At 63.5% G+C, this 583-nt stretch carries 1 pseudogene; it reads left to right on the top strand.

Going from position 1 to position 583, the window contains the following annotated elements:
• Nucleotides 1–93: 93 nt before the first annotated feature.
• A pseudogene (locus tag CSC62_RS17525) lies at nt 94–583 on the top strand (YciE/YciF ferroxidase family protein); the annotation flags it as partial.

The following is a 583-nucleotide window of genomic DNA, read 5'->3' as shown; positions in this document are numbered from 1 at the left end:
GTTCGCAGGCGTGCAACGCGAACTCATCAAGGCATTGCCACCGACATGGCGAACCGCAGCGACCCACCCTCTGACCAACCAAAGGAGCCACACATGGCGATCAAGACCGTCGAAGACCTTTTCATCCACGAGCTGTCGGACATCTACAGCGCCGAGAAGCAGCTGACCAAGTCGCTGCCGCGTCTTGCGCGTGCGGCCACCGAGCCGAAACTGAAGCAGGCCTTCGAAACTCATCTGGAAGAAACCCAAGGCCAGATCGAACGCATCGACCAGGTCGTCGAGGTTCTGGGCATCAAGCTCAAGCGCATCAAATGTGCTGCGATGGAAGGCCTGGTGGAGGAGAGCCGCGAGGTCCTCGATGAAATCTAGGCCGGCCCGGTACGCGACGACGCACGGCTCGGCGGGGGGCAGAAGGTGGGGCCTTACGAACCCCCCACCGCCGGGACCAGTGGCGACATAGTCTAGTCAACCGCGTCTGCCGGTGCAGTGCCGCTGCTGCTTGCCACGCCGGCAGCAATACAGGGCACCCCAGGAACGCTGATCCTGCCTGCCGACCCACCGGGGCACCGGGACGGATGCAGGG

Source organism: Pseudoxanthomonas jiangsuensis, assembly GCF_010093185.1.
GTDB lineage: Bacteria > Pseudomonadota > Gammaproteobacteria > Xanthomonadales > Xanthomonadaceae > Pseudoxanthomonas > Pseudoxanthomonas jiangsuensis.
Note: the sequence above shows the minus strand (reverse complement) of the source record. Positions and strands in the feature narration are given on the sequence as shown.